The sequence below is a fragment of the Anaerobacillus sp. ABR4_321 genome (assembly GCF_056158505.1).
In genome coordinates this window covers 1693152-1713436 of the sequence record NZ_JBSWTK010000001.1, presented here as the reverse complement: position 1 = coordinate 1713436, position 20285 = coordinate 1693152, and the positions used below count along the sequence as shown (strand labels likewise).

General features: G+C 40.9%; 23 protein-coding genes and 1 other annotated feature. Of the genes, 9 read left to right on the top strand and 14 right to left on the bottom strand.

The annotated features are described in order from the left end of the window. Positions 1 to 34: 34 nt before the first annotated feature. Together pepV and ACXADT_RS08820 are read right to left on the bottom strand one after the other, a co-directional pair. Positions 35 to 1444, bottom strand: coding sequence for a dipeptidase PepV (pepV, locus tag ACXADT_RS08825; protein ID WP_474834309.1), 1410 nt, complete (start codon positions 1442 to 1444; stop codon positions 35 to 37). Continuing rightward, entirely contained in the window at positions 1441 to 2460 is a 1020-nt protein-coding gene (locus ACXADT_RS08820; RefSeq protein WP_474834307.1) for a potassium channel family protein, read from the bottom strand. Before ACXADT_RS08820 ends, pepV begins: the two co-directional genes overlap by 4 nt. A gap of 463 nt (positions 2461 to 2923) precedes the next feature. On the opposite strand from ACXADT_RS08820, the gene ACXADT_RS08815 reads away from it, so the two are divergent. Beyond that, entirely contained in the window at positions 2924 to 3121 is a 198-nt protein-coding gene (locus ACXADT_RS08815; protein WP_270180608.1) for a DeoR family transcriptional regulator, read from the top strand. A gap of 76 nt (positions 3122 to 3197) precedes the next feature. Here the strand turns inward: ACXADT_RS08815 and ACXADT_RS08810 are convergent, their stop codons facing one another. Beyond that, positions 3198 to 3788, bottom strand: a complete 591-nt coding sequence (locus tag ACXADT_RS08810) for a PRC-barrel domain-containing protein (RefSeq protein WP_474834305.1) — start codon at positions 3786 to 3788, stop codon at positions 3198 to 3200. Positions 3789 to 3854: 66 nt separating this feature from the next. Continuing rightward, the gene (locus ACXADT_RS08805; RefSeq protein ID WP_270179641.1) at positions 3855 to 4559 is read right to left on the bottom strand and encodes a pseudouridine synthase; all 705 of its coding nucleotides are present in this window, start codon (positions 4557 to 4559) and stop codon (positions 3855 to 3857) included. A gap of 115 nt (positions 4560 to 4674) precedes the next feature. Between ACXADT_RS08805 and ACXADT_RS08800 the strand changes: the two genes are divergently transcribed. Both ACXADT_RS08800 and ACXADT_RS08795 read left to right on the top strand, forming a co-directional pair. Next, the gene (locus ACXADT_RS08800) at positions 4675 to 5100 is read left to right on the top strand and encodes a DUF6884 domain-containing protein (RefSeq protein ID WP_270179642.1); all 426 of its coding nucleotides are present in this window, start codon (positions 4675 to 4677) and stop codon (positions 5098 to 5100) included. Between the two features lie 76 nt (positions 5101 to 5176). Beyond that, positions 5177 to 5422, top strand: coding sequence for a hypothetical protein (locus ACXADT_RS08795; RefSeq protein WP_270179643.1), 246 nt, complete (start codon positions 5177 to 5179; stop codon positions 5420 to 5422). Between the two features lie 54 nt (positions 5423 to 5476). Here the strand turns inward: ACXADT_RS08795 and ACXADT_RS08790 are convergent, their stop codons facing one another. Then, positions 5477 to 7114, bottom strand: a complete 1638-nt coding sequence (locus ACXADT_RS08790; protein ID WP_474834303.1) for a putative polysaccharide biosynthesis protein — start codon at positions 7112 to 7114, stop codon at positions 5477 to 5479. A gap of 196 nt (positions 7115 to 7310) precedes the next feature. On the opposite strand from ACXADT_RS08790, the gene ACXADT_RS08785 reads away from it, so the two are divergent. Continuing rightward, complete coding sequence (locus ACXADT_RS08785; RefSeq protein ID WP_474834301.1) at positions 7311 to 8567, top strand: BaiN/RdsA family NAD(P)/FAD-dependent oxidoreductase; 1257 nt, start codon at positions 7311 to 7313, stop codon at positions 8565 to 8567. A gap of 31 nt (positions 8568 to 8598) precedes the next feature. Here ACXADT_RS08785 and ACXADT_RS08780 read toward each other — a convergent pair whose 3' ends face one another. The 6 genes from ACXADT_RS08780 to ACXADT_RS08755 all read right to left on the bottom strand — a co-directional run bounded on the left by ACXADT_RS08780 (position 8599) and on the right by ACXADT_RS08755 (position 14750). After that, positions 8599 to 9819, bottom strand: coding sequence for a DEAD/DEAH box helicase (locus ACXADT_RS08780; RefSeq protein ID WP_474834299.1), 1221 nt, complete (start codon positions 9817 to 9819; stop codon positions 8599 to 8601). Between the two features lie 114 nt (positions 9820 to 9933). Beyond that, the gene (locus ACXADT_RS08775; protein ID WP_270179647.1) at positions 9934 to 10533 is read right to left on the bottom strand and encodes a lytic transglycosylase domain-containing protein; all 600 of its coding nucleotides are present in this window, start codon (positions 10531 to 10533) and stop codon (positions 9934 to 9936) included. A gap of 158 nt (positions 10534 to 10691) precedes the next feature. After that, positions 10692 to 11033, bottom strand: a complete 342-nt coding sequence (locus ACXADT_RS08770) for a rhodanese-like domain-containing protein (protein ID WP_270179648.1) — start codon at positions 11031 to 11033, stop codon at positions 10692 to 10694. 27 nt (positions 11034 to 11060) lie between these two features. Then, positions 11061 to 11369 (bottom strand): rhodanese-like domain-containing protein, encoded by a 309-nt coding sequence (locus ACXADT_RS08765; RefSeq protein ID WP_270179649.1) that lies wholly within the window; start codon positions 11367 to 11369, stop codon positions 11061 to 11063. 256 nt (positions 11370 to 11625) lie between these two features. Next, a complete protein-coding gene (leuS, locus tag ACXADT_RS08760; RefSeq protein ID WP_474834297.1) occupies positions 11626 to 14040 on the bottom strand; it encodes a leucine--tRNA ligase in 2415 nt (804 codons plus the stop codon). A gap of 57 nt (positions 14041 to 14097) precedes the next feature. Continuing rightward, positions 14098 to 14327 (bottom strand) — a binding site (T-box leader). A gap of 210 nt (positions 14328 to 14537) precedes the next feature. Beyond that, positions 14538 to 14750, bottom strand: a complete 213-nt coding sequence (locus ACXADT_RS08755; protein WP_474834295.1) for a hypothetical protein — start codon at positions 14748 to 14750, stop codon at positions 14538 to 14540. A gap of 149 nt (positions 14751 to 14899) precedes the next feature. Here ACXADT_RS08755 and mnmL point away from each other — a divergent pair, with 149 nt between their 5' ends. Together mnmL and mnmM are read left to right on the top strand one after the other, a co-directional pair. Then, entirely contained in the window at positions 14900 to 15865 is a 966-nt protein-coding gene (gene mnmL / locus ACXADT_RS08750) for a tRNA modification radical SAM protein MnmL/YtqA (RefSeq protein WP_270179652.1), read from the top strand. Next, on the top strand, positions 15862 to 16434 hold the full coding sequence (gene mnmM, locus ACXADT_RS08745; RefSeq protein WP_474810816.1) for a tRNA 5-(aminomethyl)-2-thiouridylate-methyltransferase MnmM: 573 nt from the start codon (positions 15862 to 15864) through the stop codon (positions 16432 to 16434). Before mnmL ends, mnmM begins: the two co-directional genes overlap by 4 nt. 25 nt (positions 16435 to 16459) lie before the next feature. Here mnmM and ACXADT_RS08740 read toward each other — a convergent pair whose 3' ends face one another. From ACXADT_RS08740 to ACXADT_RS08730, 3 genes are all read right to left on the bottom strand, one after another. Then, positions 16460 to 16759, bottom strand: a complete 300-nt coding sequence (locus tag ACXADT_RS08740) for a hypothetical protein (RefSeq protein WP_270179654.1) — start codon at positions 16757 to 16759, stop codon at positions 16460 to 16462. A gap of 67 nt (positions 16760 to 16826) precedes the next feature. Further along, entirely contained in the window at positions 16827 to 17897 is a 1071-nt protein-coding gene (locus ACXADT_RS08735; RefSeq protein WP_474834293.1) for a tetraprenyl-beta-curcumene synthase family protein, read from the bottom strand. A 19-nt stretch (positions 17898 to 17916) separates the two neighbouring features. Then, positions 17917 to 18726 (bottom strand): alpha/beta hydrolase, encoded by an 810-nt coding sequence (locus tag ACXADT_RS08730; protein ID WP_270179656.1) that lies wholly within the window; start codon positions 18724 to 18726, stop codon positions 17917 to 17919. Between the two features lie 79 nt (positions 18727 to 18805). Here ACXADT_RS08730 and ACXADT_RS08725 point away from each other — a divergent pair, with 79 nt between their 5' ends. The 3 genes from ACXADT_RS08725 (at position 18806) to ACXADT_RS08715 (ending at position 20284) form a co-directional block, all read left to right on the top strand. Further along, the gene (locus ACXADT_RS08725; protein WP_474834291.1) at positions 18806 to 19321 is read left to right on the top strand and encodes a gamma carbonic anhydrase; all 516 of its coding nucleotides are present in this window, start codon (positions 18806 to 18808) and stop codon (positions 19319 to 19321) included. Between the two features lie 75 nt (positions 19322 to 19396). Beyond that, a complete protein-coding gene (locus ACXADT_RS08720; protein WP_270179658.1) occupies positions 19397 to 19615 on the top strand; it encodes a hypothetical protein in 219 nt (72 codons plus the stop codon). Positions 19616 to 19756: 141 nt separating this feature from the next. After that, on the top strand, positions 19757 to 20284 hold the full coding sequence (locus ACXADT_RS08715) for a phosphatase PAP2 family protein (RefSeq protein WP_270179659.1): 528 nt from the start codon (positions 19757 to 19759) through the stop codon (positions 20282 to 20284). Position 20285: the final 1 nt, after the last annotated feature.

The following is a 20285-nucleotide window of genomic DNA, read 5'->3' as shown; positions in this document are numbered from 1 at the left end:
CGTGAAACGCCATGGCTTACCGCCATGGCGTTTGTTATTTTGCTAGTTCATAAATCGCTTCCGCGTAGATCGCTGCTGCTTTCAGCAAATCACTAACCTCTACGTATTCATCTTTTTGGTGGGCCATCTGTGGTTTACCTTGGAATAACGCGCCAAAGGCAACTCCAGCGTCTAATGACCGGGCATATGTTCCGCCTCCTATTGAAAGAAGCTCGGCAACGTCTCCCGTTTGCTTTTCGTATACTCTTTGTAGTCTTTGAATCAGCTCATGATCTTCAGGAACGTGATGGGGTGTCATATGATCAATGATGTTCATCGTAATTCCCTCAGGTCCCGTAACTTTATCAAACTGAGTTTTCACCTCACTAAAATCACATGTAACAGGGTATCGAAGATTGATGCCTATTTTACCTCCGTGTAAAGCTGTGTACGAGAACGTTCCTGCGTTCATGGTTAAATCGCCCGTAATGGGATCCTCACAGTTCACTCCCAGCTTTTCACCCTTGAAATCATCGGTGAGCCACTTTGTAATGAAATCGATATAAGTCGTTCCGCCCGTATCAAGACCTACTCCTGAAAGAAATTCTGCTAATCTGAACGCTGCATTATTCCCTTGCTCAGGTTTAGATCCATGCGCTGAAACTCCTTCTATCTCGATGGTCAACGATTCATCTAATGATGTATTCCCACTCAAATGTCTTTGAAATACAAACTCTTCAAAAACCGTTTTTAGTTCAGAAAGCACCTTCTCTTCACCTATTAATACAGCACTAGCGAAATCTGGAACCATATTCAGTCGTTCACCGGCACCGAATGATTTTAACACTAGATCATGTTGCTCTGTCTTCACAGCTGGGAAATGCCATTCAAAATCAGCAATCCCTTTTTCTGCATAAATAATTGGAAAGACTGCGTCTGGCGCAAAGCCCATCACTGGCATTTCTTCTTGCTTGAAGTACGTATCTACACAACGCCACGAACTTTCCTCGTCAGTACCGACGATCATTCGCACTCTCTTCGATAACGAAGGGTATAATTCTTTTACCATGTTCATCGCCCAGTAGGCCGCAATCGTTGGTCCTTTGTCGTCGATCGCTCCTCTTGCATAGAGCTTTCCTTCCCTAAGTTCAGGTTTAAACGGGGGGCTTGTCCATCCGCTACCAGCAGGTACAACATCTACATGACAAAGAATGCCGATCGCTTCTTCTCCATCTCCAAATTCCAGATGACCTGCAACATGGTGAACATCTTTCGTTTGATAGCCATCACGCTCTCCTAATCGAAGCATATAATCTAATGCTTCTCGCACCTTATAGCCAAACGGAGCCTCTTCAGTACTATCCTCTTCGTTCAACACACTTTCGATCTCTAATAAGCCATTAAGATCTGATAAAAGCGCTTCTTTTCTCTTAAGCACCTCTTCTGACCAATTCACTTCACTCATGAACCTCTCTCCTTCCCGATCAAACTCTGATAAACCGGCTTATCACAAATCACAAATAGCTTTGCATCGGCTGGTATCGCTTCATCAAGACGGCGATTGATGTCCATGCGATTTCGATCCGCAACGAGTGTTGCCCCCTGTTGAAGTAATGCCTCAAACGCATCTTTATAAGTTGTCCATTCCTTCCTTACAGGAATTTCATATAAATTTTCTCCGTGTCCTCTACTCAACAGCTGAGAGTATACGCTTGAAATCCCTTTTGTAAATGCAGCTCGTACAGCCATACGAGAGATCGCTTCATTGGATAGTACGAACTCATCTACCTGGACATGGGCGAAATTCTTAATATGTTCTTCCTTCATCACTTCTACTGTCGTATGTATCTCAGTTGACATTCTCTCAATAGAGCTTGCGATGATTAGAGACTTTCCATCTGCTAATAACGAATCATGAATCGAATCATCTGAGAAAACGAGTACTGCCCGGGCCTTTGTAATCGCAGCTTTCTTGAGGACTGCTTCTTCTGCAGCATCACCTTGTATGTAATGGATATGATCCGCAACGATAGGTGTTTTTGGAAGTTTATCGATTATGACGATTTCACAATTATCCGAATCCACAATCTCCGATACTGCATAGGAAGCTTTCTGTGACCAACCTATTATGACGATATGATCTTGTCCGTGATAGTTCAATTTCCCTTCCTCCTTCCTCTTTTTCAGTTCTGCTACTCCGTCCACTAATTTCCCTATGACGACCCCTAAGAGTCCAATTCCAACAATGTAAAGGAATATGGCGTATAACCTACCGCCAACTGTCACTGGAAAATAATCACCATAGCCTACAGTGGTTACAGTAGTCATCACCCACCACATCGAGTCGAATAGTGTGGGAAAGGTTTCCGGTTCGATCAGCCTCATAATGAGCGAACTGATTGCGACGAGAGCGACTGTCGTATAAAACATAAACCAGTTATTTAGCTTTAGTGCATTCTTAATGAATAATCGAACGAACATGATGTTCCTCCTTTCTATAGCCCGCTCCTATAAGAATAGCAAAGGAGGGAAGAAGAAGGAAGATGTAGACAATGGCATGAAAATTTTTGCCGAAATAACCGAGATATTGTAAAATAAACTTTAAAGAGGAGGTGTAAACAGGTAAATTAAAGGGAATTGGCAATAGAGGTGGAATTATACTATTATACTAACAATGCCGATATGTTACTGTGAAAGTTAGAAAATCCTTATTTATCATTACACCAAGTTGGGACTTACCCACAACAGCTAGAAATCACTTCCAGTTTAATACGAAGCACTCAGACCAATCAGACTTTCATCTTATTAATGAGGGAATCATCAGAAAATTAAGTATATCTTTACGTTTCCTTCATATTGTTTTAATAGTGAGAAACTATTCTAAGAGTATGGCATTGATTACACGTTAGGGAGTGGTTCTTTGAGTATTACTTCAACTGATCGAATGATGACCCGTATCAAGTCTATCTATTTATTTATTAGCAAGCATGGTACCGTCAGTACAACGGAGTTAGTTGAAGAGTTTGGTATTACCCAACGAACAGTTCAAAGAGATTTAAATGTCTTGGCCTATAATGAATTAGTCAAAAGCCCAAACCGTGGAGTATGGACTACTACGAGTAAGAAAGTAAAAGTTGGTTAAAGAGTTTACTTACAAGCAAAATTCAAAAGTATGATACACAAAAAGCCATGGACTAGTCCACGGCTTTTTCTATTGTTTATTTAGCTAATTCTTTGTGAAAATCTTTAGGAACAATCACGTTCCCATCTACAAGCTTTACCGACTCATTCACCTTCATATAAGGTTGTCCACTCATTAAGAAATCTGAAAGGAACCCTTCAGAAAGTTCAAGACCCTCAACTTCTCCTGTCTTAGCAATATAAACATCTCTTACCTTACCAAGCTTTTGGCCGTCTTCAGTATGAACTTCTGCTTTACATAACAAGTTGTACGAATAGTGGTTTACCAGTTCTGTCGGTTTAACTTCGTCCTCTCGGTTGTTTATCACAGGTTGACTACCGTTCCATGACAATCCTGAATAAGGGATAAACACACTCTCTTTTTCAGAAACTTCAAAGTCATCATCCGTAACAGGATAATTATCATGTGTATATTGCCCACCTGAAGCTTGAATTGAATTTAAGACGTCTTCAGCATGATGATCCGGCTCAAGATTTTTTTGTTTCGTTTTATCATTACTGATTTCTAAATAGGTCGCTGCATTCAACGATTCATCAAAGTAGACTTGATTCACAGTTTGCTCATCGTTGATACGCAAGTTAATTAGTTCATTCCCAATCTTTAACATCCTATCCTCTCCTTCTTTACTGACTACAAGGTGTATTCCCTTAGTCTGCAAAAAAGAAACGATGGGTTACTTTCTAAGGAGTTCTACTTCCTCTTCAGTCAATTCACGATATTCTCCTACATCTAAATCTTGATCAAGTACAAGATCACCCATGCTGATTCTTTGCAAATAGATGACTTTTTTATCAACCGCTTCGAACATTCTCTTTACCTGATGAAACTTACCTTCGTGAATAGTGAGTTCGATTTGAGAAATAGGTCCTTCTTCAACGATCGTTAGCTCTCCTGGCTTAGTCTTATACCCGTCATCTAACGTAACTCCATTTTCAAATGCCTCAACGTCCTTTTCTGTAACACGTCCATTGATCCTTGCATAGTAAGTTTTTGGAACATGGTGTTTTGGAGATGTCAGATGGTGAGCTAGCTTACCGTCATTCGTAATAACTAGTAATCCTTCTGTATCTTTGTCTAGGCGCCCAACTGGGAAAGGATTAAAAATTTGATCTTCTGGAATAAGGAGATCAATTACCGTTTCCTCTTCATCTTCAGTTGCCGATATGAAACCTGCGGGCTTATTCATCATGATATAGATGTATTCTCTATATTCAACGGTTTCCCCATTAACTGTAACGTGATCATTCTCAAGATCGACGTGCTGTTTAGCATCTTTGATGACTGACTCATCCACTCTAACCGCACCTGTTTTTAAGATTTTTTTTACTTCTTTCCTTGTTCCATATCCCATATTAGAAAGTAACTTATCGATACGCATGTTCAATCGCTCCTTTTTCCATGTAATTTCCAAAAAAAATAAAATATGAGCATAATTATTGTAAATCTAGGGTAAGTAACCGGTAAATGCTAATTTGTACGTTTGGAGTGATAGAATGACTGAAAAAGTTGGACTTTTAGCAACCGCACGAAAGAAAAGTACAAAATCAGCTCCGGTTACGGAGTTTTATCAAAGCCCTTTATTTCAAAAAACATTAGAATACGCATTGCATCACTACGACAGAATGTATTTTTATAATGCCAAAGACGGGCTTTTATTACCAGACGATATGATGGATCCATACGATCTATCTATTAAAACATTAACACACCATCAACGAGAGGAATGGGCGCAAAAGCTTATTTCACAATTTAGAGAGCAAGAGTCCCCTTCTAACATTACTGTTTATTTGCATGGTGGCTCCGTGTATAGAAAACATATTGAACCTCAGCTGAAGCAGTATGAATTTAACTATGAAGTACCTCTCAAAGGACTCGGAATAGGTGAGCAATTGAATTGGTACCAAAAAAATTCAGTGTAACCATGATAAACGCCCAGCAACTATGCCCAGTTCCTTCATAGACTATCTCGTAGTCTTAATAAGGAGGTCATCAACGTTGGATTATCGACAACAGGGGCAGCAATTTCCTGGGTATGGCGGAGGAGGTTACCCGCAATATCCGGGTGGTGGACCAGGCGGAGGACCTGGTGGTGGGCAAGGTTATCCAGGCTATAATTATACAGAAGAACAATTCAACCAGATAAGAAGAAGATTAAATCGTCTAAATAGAAGAGTGAGAAGAATCGAGAGGTACCTCGGAATCCGAGAAGAAGAGATTGACGAGACGAACTACTACGAATAAAACGAAAAACAACTCTTTCACCTCACAAAAATGAAGGCCGAGCGGCCTTCATTTTTAGCGTCTTTTAAGGAAACTGAACCGTTCTCCTAGGACGAGTCCAGCGAGATTCGAACGGTAAGAAAGCCATAGATAGAGTACCCCACCTACCCCAATACCGATCAGTAAATTAACGATAGAAAACAACATGCTTCCACCTTCACTTTGAGATCGATATAGATCAGGCATTGCACTTTCTAAAGGCATCGTTGCTAATTTAGCAGCGAACGCCATACACGTAACGAAAATTCCAATCAGTAAAATCCTTCTAAAAACAAATGCAAACTGAAAATCTGTATACCTTTTAATGATAGCAACAGTAACGATTACAGACGTGATCAGCCCTATATCAGTGGCAATAATTGCTCCTTTTCCTTCAAGTAAGACCACTAAAGGGTATGTTAGTGAAACTTTTAATACAAGTCCTGAAAGCAAACTATATACTGCGAACTTCTGCTTGTTGATTCCTTGTAGAATCGCAGCTGTAACAGAAAAGAGAGCAAACAAGATTGCTGTCGGAGCGTACCACATCAGCAAATGGCTTCCTAAGTCTTGATCTACCGTTGGATAAAGAACGCGAAACACAGGCTCAGAAAGCACTGCAAGCCCAATTGCAGCGGGCGTTGTCAGAAATAGCAACATCTGAAATGTCTGGGTAAGCTGTTTCTGGAGTGCGCCTTCTTTTTGTGACGTAAACGATTTTGTAATTGCTGGAATGATCGTCATCGCAAGCGCAGTGGCGAGCGAAACAGGAATCATGATCAACTTATGAGCAAGCCCTGTAATAATGGCAAAGACAGCTTCATAAGTAGACTCATCGTAGCCGATACTTTGCAGAGCTGGATTGATGAAAAACGTATCGACTTGCAGGTACAACGGAATCGCAAGTCCCACGACGACAAACGGGAACGCGTATGTCACGATTTCTTTGTACATATCACTTAATGAAACATCATGGTCGACCGTGCTTTCCTCTAAGTTACGATCTAAGCTAGGTTTACGCTTACGATAGTACCAGAAAACAACCATTAAACCTCCTACAGCCCCCACAAACGCACCGAACGTTGCAAACGTTGCTGCAGTCTTTTCGTTTCCGTCCAGAAAACGCATAATAATAACACTTGTTACTAATATAAATACGATACGGAAGATCTGTTCCACAACCTGAGACACGGCTGTTGGTCCCATCGATTGTAACCCCTGGAAAAACCCTCGCGTTAAACTCATGATTGGTACGATCAATAAAGCAAGACTGACAACCCTTATAACAAGTGTAACGTCAGCAATGGTATTCCCTTTACTTCCCTCCTCGATTACAAACCTGGCAATCGGTTCTGCAAGGAAGAAAAGAATTAGAAATGCAATAAACCCTGTGAACGTCATGAGCAGCAATCCGGATTTGAATAATCGTCTTCCTGTTCGATAATCTCCGAGCGCGTGATATTTTGAAACAAACTTTGAAACAGCAAGTGGAATTCCAACTGTTGAAAGACTCAGCATAATCGTATACGGGGTATACGCATAATTATACAACGCGATCCCTGGAGTACCCACTAGGGCAGTGAAAGGAAACATATAAATCATTCCAAGTATTCTCGAAAAAAGGGTAGCTGCTGTCAACAGCATCGTCCCTCTAACCACATTCGAATCAGACATTTCTCCAACTCCTACTTCTTACCATTACTCTATATAAATTCGTCAATAATATCCTTTTTTCTACAGTCAATTATAGACACTTCTCCATTTTAAGCTATTTATAAAGGAACAACAAACATTATCTATGATTCGTGACTTTTCTATTTTAAATGAATTATGGTATGTTTGTTTGTAGCAAAATGAGAGAGGTGTAAGCATGAAGTATGATGTTGTCGTGATTGGTGGTGGACCGTCTGGACTCATGGCGTCTGTAGCTGCTGCTGAGCATGGAGCATCTGTCCTACTCGTTGATAAAGGAAATAAACTCGGTAGAAAACTTGCCATTTCTGGTGGCGGCAGATGTAATGTAACGAACAGACTCCCCCTCGATGAATTGATTAAATTCATTCCTGGAAATGGGAAATTTTTATATAGCGCCTTCAATATCTTTGATAATGAAGATATCATTTCGTTTTTTGAAGGCTTGGGAATCAAGCTCAAAGAAGAAGATCACGGCAGGATGTTTCCTGTTACGGATGATGCAAAGTCTGTCGTGAACGCACTCCTTAATAAGGTAAAAGAACTTAACGTAACGATTCAGGTAAATACACCTGTCGAAAAGGTCCTTTATGAAGACGGTGCTGTTGCAGGTGTCTTACTGAAGTCGAATGAGAAGATACCGGCATCGAACGTCATCGTTGCAGTTGGAGGAAAATCAGTTCCTCACACTGGTTCAACAGGAGACGGGTATGCTTGGGCAGAGGAAGGGGGACACACGATTACAGAGCTTTATCCTACCGAAGTTCCCCTCACATCGAGCGAGCCCTTTATCAAAAATAAAGAGCTTCAAGGTCTTTCGCTCCGTGATGTAGCATTGTCAGTTTTGAACCCTAAAGGAAAAGTGATAAAGACACACCGTTGGGACATGATTTTCACACATATCGGACTCTCTGGACCAGCAGTATTACGCTGTAGTCAATATGTTGTCAAAGCATTAAAGAAGTTCAACGCACAATTTATTCCCCTTCAAATCGATGCAGTACCTGACCAAAATGAAGAAGAATTGTATCGCGAACATATGAAGATTGCGAAAGAAGATCCTAAAAAGGCAATTAAAAATATCTGGAAAGGAAAAGTTCCGGAGCGCTACATGCTGTTTCTACTCGAAAGAGCTGGACTATCCCCAGATACGACGTACGCACATCTATCGAAAGAAAAAGTACGAGAATATGTTCGCTCGCTAAAACAATTCCGAGTGGCTGTCGATGGTACGTTACCGATTGACAAAGCGTTTGTTACTGGTGGAGGCGTCTCTCTTAAAGAAATTCACCCAAAAGAAATGGCTTCGAAATTTACGAAAGGACTTTACTTCTGTGGTGAGGTGCTAGATATCCATGGTTATACCGGTGGATATAACATCACTTCAGCTTTCGTTACTGGGTTCACGGCAGGAAAAAGTGCAGCTGAAAGGTAAAAAAGGTATCTGCGATTGCAGATACCTTTTTTCACCTTCTGTTTCTACCACCACTTCGACTGTTTTTCCGTCTGCCATGCGATCGACTTCTATCTTCTCTACCACGTGCAGGATCACGGTCATCCCCCGAAGGTAGAGCGCTCTCTACAGATTTGCGTTCGATACGCTTACCAATCCCCTTCTCGATCATTGGAACTGCTTGCTTATCCTTAGAAGCGATAAATGTATATGCTGTACCACCTTCACCAGCTCGACCTGTTCTTCCAATTCTGTGAATGTAGCTTTCGACATCATGAGGTACATCGTAGTTGAACACATGTGTAATCCCTTCGATATCAAGTCCTCTTGCAGCTACATCGGTCGCGACAAGAAACTGAATTTTTGCTTCACGAAACTTTTTAATGACGCTCTCCCGCTTTGCTTGTGACAGATCTCCGTGTAGTTCGTCAACTAAATAACCCTGCGCTTTTAAATCTCCGTAAAGTTTACTCACTCTACGTTTCGTACGACAGAATATGATACCTAAAAAAGGACGTGCTTCATCGAGCGTCTCCGTTAAGGCTCCAAACTTTCTTCGATCTGTTGTTTCGATCATGTACTGCTGTACAATTTCAACCGTCTTTCCCTTCTCTTTCCCTTTTATCGTTATAGGAGAACGCATAAATCGTTTTGCTAAGCTACGAATATCACTCGATAATGTAGCTGAAAAGAGAGCTGTTTGTCTACTATCTGGCGTTTCGTAAATAATATCCTCAACTTCTTTTAAGAAACCTATATGCAGCATTTGATCTGCCTCATCAAGTATAAGGAAATTTGTTTGAGAAAGGTCGATCGTCTCTCTTCGAATGTGATCTAATAATCTCCCTGGCGTTCCTACTACAATATGAACGTGTTTGTTAAGCTTTGATATCTGCTTCTCTACATCCTGTCCACCATATACGGCAAGAACGTTTACTTCAGGACGCCCATTAACTAGTTTCAATAATTCAGTGGTGATTTGAAGAGCCAGCTCACGTGTAGGCGTAACGATTAGAGCCTGTACATGATCTGCTTCTGTATCTACCTTCTCTAATATCGGTAATAAGAAAGCGAAAGTTTTCCCTGTTCCAGTCTGTGCCTGAGCCATCACATCCTGCCCCTTAAGCATAACCGGGATCGTTTCTTTCTGTATATCAGTGGGTGATTCAATTCCTTGTGATTCAAGGGATTCAACCAAACTTATATCTAAACCCATTCCTTTAAAATCTTTCATAGTGCTTCACCTCTCCATGTAGTATCTCACAAAGCATCCCAAAATTCTTTTAAAAAAATAAAAAAACTGCCTCCTCACGTCCGCTAAAGAGCAGTCGTGTGAGACAGCTTTGCTTTATGCTAAATAGTTTTTCATAACTTTAGATACATAGTTTTGCGTTTCTTTAAATGGAGGGATACCTCCATACTTATCAACGTTTCCCGGTCCGGCATTATAAGCTGCTAGAGCAAGTTCAGTATTCCCACCATATTTACTCAACATTTGCTTAATGTATTTGACGCCGCCTTCGATATTCTGTTTAGCATCAAATGGATCTTCTATCCCGAGCCCACGAGCTGTCGCAGGCATAAGCTGCATAAGTCCAACTGCACCTGCATGGCTAACTGCTGATGGGTTATACCCTGACTCCTGCTTAATAATGGAGTGAACTAGTTTAGAATCCACTTGATGTTCATCGGAGAGTTGCTGAATGTATCCATCTATTTCTAGTGACTTTGTTGAATGACCAGTAGGCTTAAATGACTCCACCGGAGTTTGCTTTGTTAAAGACGTACTGTCGTAAGTAGTTATCTGATCAGATGAAGTGTATGAAATAGCCTGTTCTAGCATTTCAAGAAAAGGAGTGGCTGCCTGCTGATTTCGACTTCCGTTTCCAGGTTGAAATTGGCGCAATGCCTGTAAATCCATCATAGCGCGAATAAGTTCTGCCCTCATGACGACACCTCTAAGTTATCTTTTTCCTTATTATAACAAAGAAAAGGGAGGCTTCTAGACCTATTTTAAAAAGAAAAAATATAATTAATCCTATAATTTTAGTTGGATTAATAGGCGAATGGTACGCCTTCAGAAAAGTCTTCTAAAGGCGTTCCAGTTTATGATGAAACTGTCATGTAATAAATAGGCTGCTTCGATTGCTTTAACAATATTTTTGCAGCCATCCTCGCAGCCTTGCGGTCTTCTGCAAGCACAACGATTTCTTTATCACAAACATCATTTTCCCTTGTCTGTCTACCGAGATAAGAAAGCGGGATGTTCTTTGCTTTCTCATACGGTGTACGGTGCGAAAGAATGTAATCTCTTACATCGATCAAGCAGTATTTATCATCATCAAAGGGATCAACATTGATCGGCTTTAAATACGTATAGGGATGAACGACTTTCCATAGCCCAATCGTTATTGCCGCAACAGCGATAGCCATGCCCCATAGTGTCATCTGGATTCTCTCCTTTTCTTAGGAGGGTTACTTTACTTCACCCTCCCACTTCATCATACCGCCTACCATATTCTTCACTTCATATCCTGCTTCTTGTAAATATTCACATGCATGCTCGCTTCGTCTTCCTGAGCGACAAATCATGATGTGCTCTTCGTTTTTGTTGATCTCATCAAGTCGTTCAGGAATAGTACCAAGACGAATATGTTTAGCCACAGGAATCTTTCCTTCTGCTACCTCTTCATCCTCACGAACGTCGATTAGCGATACGTTTTTTCCCTCATTTAGTAGCTCTTGAACCTCTTCAGGTGTAATCGTCTTAACTTCATTACTCATTTAACATACTCCTTCCTGAACGATTGTTTTCATTGAATGGTTTCTTCACCAAAACAATCCTACATCATTTTTATCTTTAATTCAAGAAATCAATCTGGCAAGCTTTTGAACAAGAAGTTTCTAGTGATACCATGTCACAAATATAACCCATACTATTATTTTTCACTAAAAAGAGTGATTGGTTCGATACCTTTATAAATCAAAAAAAGCCAGAGGTCATTATGACCTCTAGCTTCACTCATTTCACTTTAATAACTTAGTTAGCCACAATATTCACAAGCTTTCCAGGAACAGCGATTACTTTACGAATTGTTTTTCCTTCAAGCTGTCCTTCGATCTTCTCGTGAGCCATGGCAATGTCTTGCATTTCTTCTCGAGTTGCTTCAGCAGGGATCGAAATCTTAGCACGTAACTTTCCATTTACTTGCACGACGATCTCTACTTCATCAACAGTCAGCTTGTTCTCATCAAACGTTGGCCAGCTTGCATAAGCGAGTGTATCAGTGTGACCAAGCACCTCCCACAATTCTTCTGTAAGATGAGGAGCTACTGGAGATAGAAGCTTAACAAAACCTTCCATCAGATTGAATGGTAAAGAATCTTGCTTATACGCTTCGTTCACGAAGACCATCATTTGAGAGATCGCCGTATTAAAACGCAAGCCCTCGAAGTCTTCCGTAACTTTCTTAACCGTTTCGTGATAAACACGCTCTAGGCCATCCTCTGATGCTTCTTTTGAGATCGAGCTTTTTGAAAGGTCACCTTCTCCGTATAAACGCCACACACGATCAAGGAACCTTCTAGCACCGTCTAATCCATTGCTTGACCATGCGATGGAACCTTCGAATGGTCCCATAAACATTTCGTAAAGGCGAAGTGTGTCTGCTCCATGCGTTTCAACAATTTCATCCGGGTTAACAACATTCCCCTTAGATTTACTCATCTTCTCATTGTTTTCACCAAGGATCATCCCTTGATTTCGTAGACGCTGGAATGGCTCTTTCGTTGGAACGACGCCAATATCGTAAAGTACTTTATGCCAGAAGCGAGCGTATAGCAAGTGCAGAACCGCATGCTCCGCTCCTCCAATATACATGTCTACAGGAAGCCAAGCTTCAAGTTTCTTTGGATCAGCCAACATTTGATCATTATCTGGATCGATGTAACGAAGATAATACCAGCAGCTTCCCGCCCATTGAGGCATGGTATTTGTCTCACGGCGTCCTTTCATACTAGTCTTCGGATCAACTACATTTAGCCATTCATCAATGTTAGCAAGTGGAGATTCTCCCGTTCCTGAAGGCTTGATCTCTGTTGTTTCAGGTAAAGTGACTGGAAGATCTTGTTCAGGAACAGCACTCATCGTTCCGTCTTCCCAATGGATGATTGGAATTGGTTCTCCCCAATAACGTTGACGGCTGAACAACCAATCTCTAAGTCTGTATGTTGTCTTTTTCTTACCTTTGTTCTTTTCTTCAAGCCACTGGATACTCTTAGTGATCGCTTCTGTTTTATCAAGTCCGTTCAGGAAGTCTGAATTAACATGCTCCCCTTCTTCAGTGTAAGCTTCTTTCGAAATATCTCCACCTGCTACAACTTCTTTTATCGGTAGGTCGAAAGCTGTTGCGAACTCGTAGTCACGCTCATCATGAGCAGGCACCGCCATGATAGCTCCAGTACCATAGCTCATTAGAACATAGTCTGCTACCCAGATCGGAAGCTTCTCATTGTTGATCGGATTGATCGCATATGCCCCTGTGAAGACGCCTGTTTTTTCTTTCGAAAGTTCTGTACGCTCAAGATCACTCTTCGTTTGCACACTTGAACGGTAGTCTTTTACTTTTGCAGCTTCAGAATCAGTTGAAATAAGGTCCACTAGAGGATGTTCTGGCGCTAGAACCATATACGTAGCTCCGAACAGTGTATCAGGACGAGTCGTAAAGACATCGATCGATTCATCATGTCCGTCGATTTCAAACGTTACTTCAGCACCTTCTGACTTCCCGATCCAATTGCGCTGCATCTCTTTAATACTTTCAGACCAGTCTAGGTCTTCAAGATCTTCTAGCAAGCGGTCTGCGTACTCTGTGATTTTCAACACCCACTGTTTCATTGGTTTACGTACTACCGGGTGTCCACCTCTCTCACTTTTACCATCGATGACTTCTTCATTAGCTAGAACCGTTCCTAGAGCTGGACACCAGTTCACAGCAACTTCATCTACGTAAGCAAGACCTTTTTCATATAGTTTTGTGAAAATCCACTGTGTCCATTTGTAGTAGTTTGGATCGGTCGTATTTACTTCTCTATCCCAATCATACGAGAATCCAAGTTCCTTGATTTGGCGACGGAACGTGTTGATGTTTTGCTGAGTAAATTCACGTGGATTGTTACCTGTATCAAGAGCATACTGCTCTGCTGGAAGACCAAACGCATCCCAACCGATCGGATGCAATACGTTGTACCCTTGCATTCGTTTCATACGTGACAATATATCTGTAGCTGTATACCCTTCTGGATGGCCTACGTGCAGACCTGCTCCTGATGGATATGGAAACATATCGAGAAAATAAACTTTTTCTCCCTCTGCTTCTTCAGTCGTTTTAAACGTTTTATTCTGTTCCCAATAGTGTTGCCATTTCTTTTCGATCGATTTGTGATCAAAAGACATGCTAGCTCTCTCCTTCCAACTATCCATAAAATAAAAAACCTCCCATCCCTGTCTATAAACAGGGACGAGAGGTTGAGAATCTGTTATTCACAATCACCCGCGGTACCACCCGGATTAGTGCTGAATCGCACTCACTTAAAACCTTTAACGCAGGCGGACGGGGCTCCCTACTATCTTTCAGGATTCCGATTCAAAGGCGAGTTCATAAAGTTTCTATGTTAACTTTCACCACCCGTTAACTCTCTTAAAGTAGAAGCTTTATTACTATTCCTCATCATAATCTTTCAGTTTAATCTCAGTATATAGTTTGTATTGTATGAATACTTCAGAAAATTGTCAAGAACATTATCATTTTAGACGGTCACATAGGGGTTTATACATTAGGAAAAATCTTTCAACAGTAAGATTTCCGTATGAGGCCTGACACGATACGAAAGCAATAAGGTAAGAAGACAAAGAGAACTCTAAACAAAGTAAAACGCACCACTGTGGGTGCGTTATCCTTCTCTATATTTCTTTTGACTAGCTGAGTCATCTTTGGATTTTGGTTTCTGCTTTTCTTCTTTTTGCTCTTCTTTCAGGTCTTCAAGTGGAATAGGGTCTACATTCATCTCAGAAACATCTTCATCGAGCTGATTTCGCTCTTGATCTGGAAGCTGTTCTGGATTATTCGTTTCGCCTTTTTTATGACGCTTTTCATTATCTTTCATACGCTCACCTCTTTATCTGTGTATAGTCTTCTTTACCACGACCTAAATATTCCCAAACATTTAAAAAGGTTTGGAGAAGCCTTTTGAAAGTGATAAAATTTGATTATTATTCTGGACGGGCGCCGTTCGAAAGAGGAGTTGCTCCAATTATGAAATTTGATTATCTTCCCGACCACTTTGGAACTGACATGCGTTACTACTCGTTTAATCATTTCCTACGTCAGACATTCGGTCATAAGGTATTTAAAGTACCTTTAGATGGAGGGTTCGATTGTCCAAACAGAGATGGGAAAGTCGCACACGGAGGTTGTACGTTTTGCAGCGTTAGTGGCTCTGGTGATTTTGCAGGTGATCGCAGAGATGACCTCGTTACACAGTTTAATACGATAAAAGACCGAACTCGTGCTAAGAAGTGGAAAGATGCGAAATACCTCGGTTACTTCCAAGCGTTCACCAATACTTACGCACCAGTTAACGAACTTCGTGAAAAATATGAAGTCATATTGCAACAGGAGGGCGTAGTTGGTCTTTCGATCGCAACTCGACCAGACTGCCTTCCGGATGACGTAGTCGACTATTTAGCTGAACTAAACGAGCGGACATTTTTAATGGTGGAGTTAGGATTACAAACAGTACATGACCATACAGGTGATCTGATCAATAGAGCTCACGATTTTGATTGCTATGTTGAAGGGGTAGAAAAACTAAGGAAACATAATATAAACGTCGTTTCACACATCATAAATGGTTTACCTGGAGAAACACCTGAAATGATGATGGAAACTGCAAGAGCGGTATCAAAATTAGACGTACAAGGAATCAAGATTCACCTGTTACACCTTTTGCGTAACACAGCTATGGTTAAGCAGTACGAGAAAGGCATGCTCGATTTCTTAGACCGTGATACTTATGTGAACTTGGTAGTCGATCAGTTAGAAGTAATTCCTGAAGACATGGTGATCCACAGGATAACTGGTGATGGTCCTGCAGAGCTGTTGATCGGTCCAATGTGGAGTACCAATAAGTTCGGTGTATTAAACGCGATAAGAGATGAAATGATTCGTAGAGATACTTGGCAAGGAAAGTTTGCAACAGGAGGAAAGGTAACAACATGACACTACAAAGGATACTCCCCTTCACGAGAACACTGTTAGATTCCGTCCTTGAAAAAGGTAGCATCGCCATAGATGGAACATGCGGGAACGGACACGATACGCTCTATCTTGCAGAACGTGTTGGTGAAGAAGGTAAAGTTTATGGGTATGACATTCAAGAGGAAGCATTGCTAGCTACTAAAGCGCGCCTCGAAAAAGAAGGGCATCTCTCACAAGTAAACTTGATTCACAGCAGCCATGCTCATGTATTAGACACCATCGAAGAGACAGATAAAGGACAAGTCGCAGCAGCGATCTTTAACCTTGGTTACCTTCCAGGTGGTGATAAATCGATCGTCACCAATCCGAAGGATACGCTAGAAGCCGTTTCTTCTATATTAGAACTACTAAAACCTGGTGGACTGTTGATCGTTGTCGTTTACTCTGGTCATCCAGAAGGTAAAAAAGAAAGTGACGCTGTACTTAAATTCACATCTGAATTAGACCAACGTGATTACCAAGTATTACGATATGGTTTTATAAACCAAAAGAACAACCCACCATATGTACTCGCAATAAGCAAAACATAGGGGCAGCTCTAGCTGCCCCTATGTTTTATAGAATTCCCATCGATTCGATATGCTCTCTTGTACGCTCTGTTCCAAGCTCGTGGATCTTTCTGTAGATCTGTTGAAGATGATCATCGTAATCATGGTTATTCTTATCTTCATGATAATTTGTAGGCACATGCGCTCGATAGAGTGATAACCGACTATCTGTGTCAGCTAAATCAAATAGTTCACTTAAATGAAAAACATCTTCTTCATCGGCATCTATTTCAAAGTTATAGGATGAAGCCCCTTGGTCTTCTAAAATTTCACCAGATCCAACCGCTACGTAATACCGTTTCTTCATTGTGGAAGTCCCCTTTCAAGTTTCTATAGGTTACTTTTCTCACGAAGAGACGTTTTTTATACCTTTTTTACTGAGAAGCCTTATGGATCCTTCTATATACCCACCCATTAAAATAGAAAAACAAACTCGACTTCCCACCTTTTTGGATGATTTTTCTAGCAAGCGACCGTACATCTTTCTGTCTCATGACTTTTTTATCTGCAAGATAAATTCCAAGGAGTCCTTTATTAATCAAACGGTGGAAGTTCGAATGTGGAAGGTTTTTCACACTCTTATCTGCTTCTTTAATGAAATGCCCTACACGTGCTGCGAGTTCATCATTGTCTTGATAATAAAAACAAAAGTTTAGATCTCCACCAACACGATCCTCTTCCTGATCAATAAAATAGTCAAGCATAATATGAAGACCCTGGACCCATGGAAAATAACCTTTCTTAATACGATCTGTACTACCTTTTGGCATCGTTCCCCCAAGTGAATAAGAAACGAGACAAAAGATGCCGAGTGTGGAGCCTGCACATGCAGAAAACTCATGCCAAGACATATCTGGTAGCTTTTCTTTATTATAATTGAACCATTTCTCTAACCTTGGAACACGTTCTTCCGGAATCACGTGCTTATGTATTTGCAAGTCACAGTAGTATTGACATAGTTCAAGGAGCGCAGGCTGAACTTCCTCAAAGTTAGGAAGATCTCTCACCACATCCTGACATGTCTTCACTAACGCTTTAAGATAACCGCCATCGTCTTGCTCTTCTCTATAGCGATAATAATTGTACGTCAGCTCTACTTTGGGAGAAAGTGCGTGGATCATCGATTCGTGAAGAGCACTGAAATCTTCAGGGTTAAGCGAAGTGCTCCTATCGCATAAATTATCGAGATAATCACTTATCGTTTGATAGGCGGCTATGAATTTAATCGATTGATCAATATTATTACCTGCGAGCAACCCATAGATGGCACCACCTTCACAGTGAAAAGTTTTGGAATCAATACTAGCGATCGCCTGCGTTCGAAGTTCTTTGTTCGGAATTCGTTCGGCAAATTCCTTCCACTCACTCAGCTCTTTGTGCACTCTCGGTAACACACGTTTGTAAATGTTTAACATCAACGTCCATGGTTGAGTAGGTACATTCAATAAACTCCACCCCTAATCGTCAGTTTAATTCCACACCTATATCTTCCAACAGATCGAGTCTCAGTTGTGCAAATGACAATGCGGACCTAAAAACAATTTCACGTTCTGGTTCATTGAATACTTCATGGTAAAAATTTTCCCATTCTTTATAAGACTTATCGGTTGAAGGGATTCGATCGAACCATGACCTCACTGACTTTTTATCTACGATACGATCATCACCGGCCTGTACTAATAGAAGAGGGAGATCAGAGAAAGCTTTCGCGCCTTCGTTTGCTATCCTCATTGCTTTCACTAATTCTCGATACCATCTTACTGATACTTTTTTCACAATAAGCGGATCTTCAAGATCTCTTACATGGAAATCTTTGTTTCTAGTTGCAAGTCCGGGCTCAAGCTGTGAATTTAACCGAAGCGAAGGAACGATCGGGTTTAACATTTTGGATACGAGATCAAGGCTTTTCTTAGGTGGATTAACAAGTCCAACACAAGGAGATGACAGGATAACGCCTGATAACGAAAGCTCTTTCTCCATAATAGTACGGATAACAGCAAGTCCCCCCATACTATGCCCAAGTAAAAAGACAGGCAGTTGAAATTCATGTGCTGCTTTAACCCACTTTTCAATCGTTTCGATATATTGATCGAATGAATCGATATGACCTCTTCTCCTTGAACTTTCACCTTGCCCAGGCAAATCCCCTAAAACCACATGAAACCTTTCATCTAACCATTTGGAAACAAGCCAATCATAACGGCCGTGATGCTCCCCTGCTCCGTGAACTAAAACGATTACCGCTCTTGCACCTTCAGTTTGTTTTATCTTCATGGGTATTGCCCCCTTATCCGACTCTTTTTTGTTACACTACGTTTATAAGTACTTATTATCGATAGGAAGTTGGGATCTTATGTTGTATGAGTATAAAGGAAAAAAACCTGTCATTCATGAAACAGCCTATATTGCGGATTATACTACCATTACGGGTGATGTGACAATTGGAGAGAGCAGCAGTGTTTGGTTTAATACAACGATACGAGGTGATGTCTCACCTACCATTATAGGAAAAGGAGTGAATATTCAGGATAACTCAGTTCTTCATCAAAGTCCTAATCTTAAGCTCATTTTAGAAGATGGTGTAACAGTTGGTCATCAAGTTATTCTTCATAGCAGCCACATCAAAAAGAATGCCCTTATCGGAATGGGGTCGATCGTTTTGGATGGTGCAGAGATAGGCGAAGGTGCTTTCGTAGGAGCGGGCAGCCTTGTGCCACCTGGAAAGAAAATACCAGCTAACACCCTTGCATTCGGCCGGCCAGTGAAAGTTATTAGAGACCTGACAGATGAAGACAAGCTTGATATGGACCGCATAAGAAGAGAATACAAGGAGAAGGCGGCATATTACAAAGCACAATCGCCTCTTTAAACAGAGTACCGCGTATAATTCCGGTAGGCTTGTGGAAAATTACCACTACAATCCTATTGGATAGAGGTGACTACCTTGTACAAATTAACGATTGTTTTGATCGTCTTGGTCATCATCACCCTGGCAATCGGAGCTTTCATGACTTACCGCCTCGGGCAAAATCAAAAAGGTGATTACGAAAATCAAGGTGATGCAAAAGTAAAAGCGTCGTTTTTCAGCAATCCTATCTACTTAGTTTATCTAATCGGTACAGCACTCGCGATCGGGTATGTTATTTACTTCGCTTTAATATGATGAGAAGAGACCAGGTTTAGCCTGTCTCTTTTTTTGTTTACTATTGCAAAATAAATCTTAATGATTCTTTAATATGTCCTTAATAGTCCCACTAAACGCCTCCTTTATGATGAAAGTAACAAAAAGTGAAGGGGGATTATTTTGAGTAAAGTAGTTGGCTGGCTTCACGAACAAGAATGTTCTGTTTTTCGGTTCTTAAACTTAAAATGTCACTCTCGATACCTTACTACCTTCATGGGAACCATCACACACATAGGTGGTGCACGTGCAACGATTATTAGCACATTGTTATTATTCATATTCTTACCTTTTCCGTACAAAACATTAGCACTTCAAAGTGCCGTGGCACTTACTTTAAGTCACCTTCCCGTACATTTCATAAAAAAACATTACCCAAGAAATAGACCTTATCTAGCGATACCCGAGACAAAAATGCTTGTATATCCATTGAAGGACCATTCTTTCCCTTCAGGCCACACGACAGCTATTTTTTCTGTCGTCACACCATACATCCTAGTCATTCCATCTCTTGTAATCCCATTACTGGCGATTGCAGCAACAGTAGCTCTCTCACGGATTTATCTTGGTCATCATTATCCATCGGATGTTCTTGTTGGAATCATACTTGGAATGGGCAGCGCTTTTATTTCTGCAATTTGGTTAGCTTAAT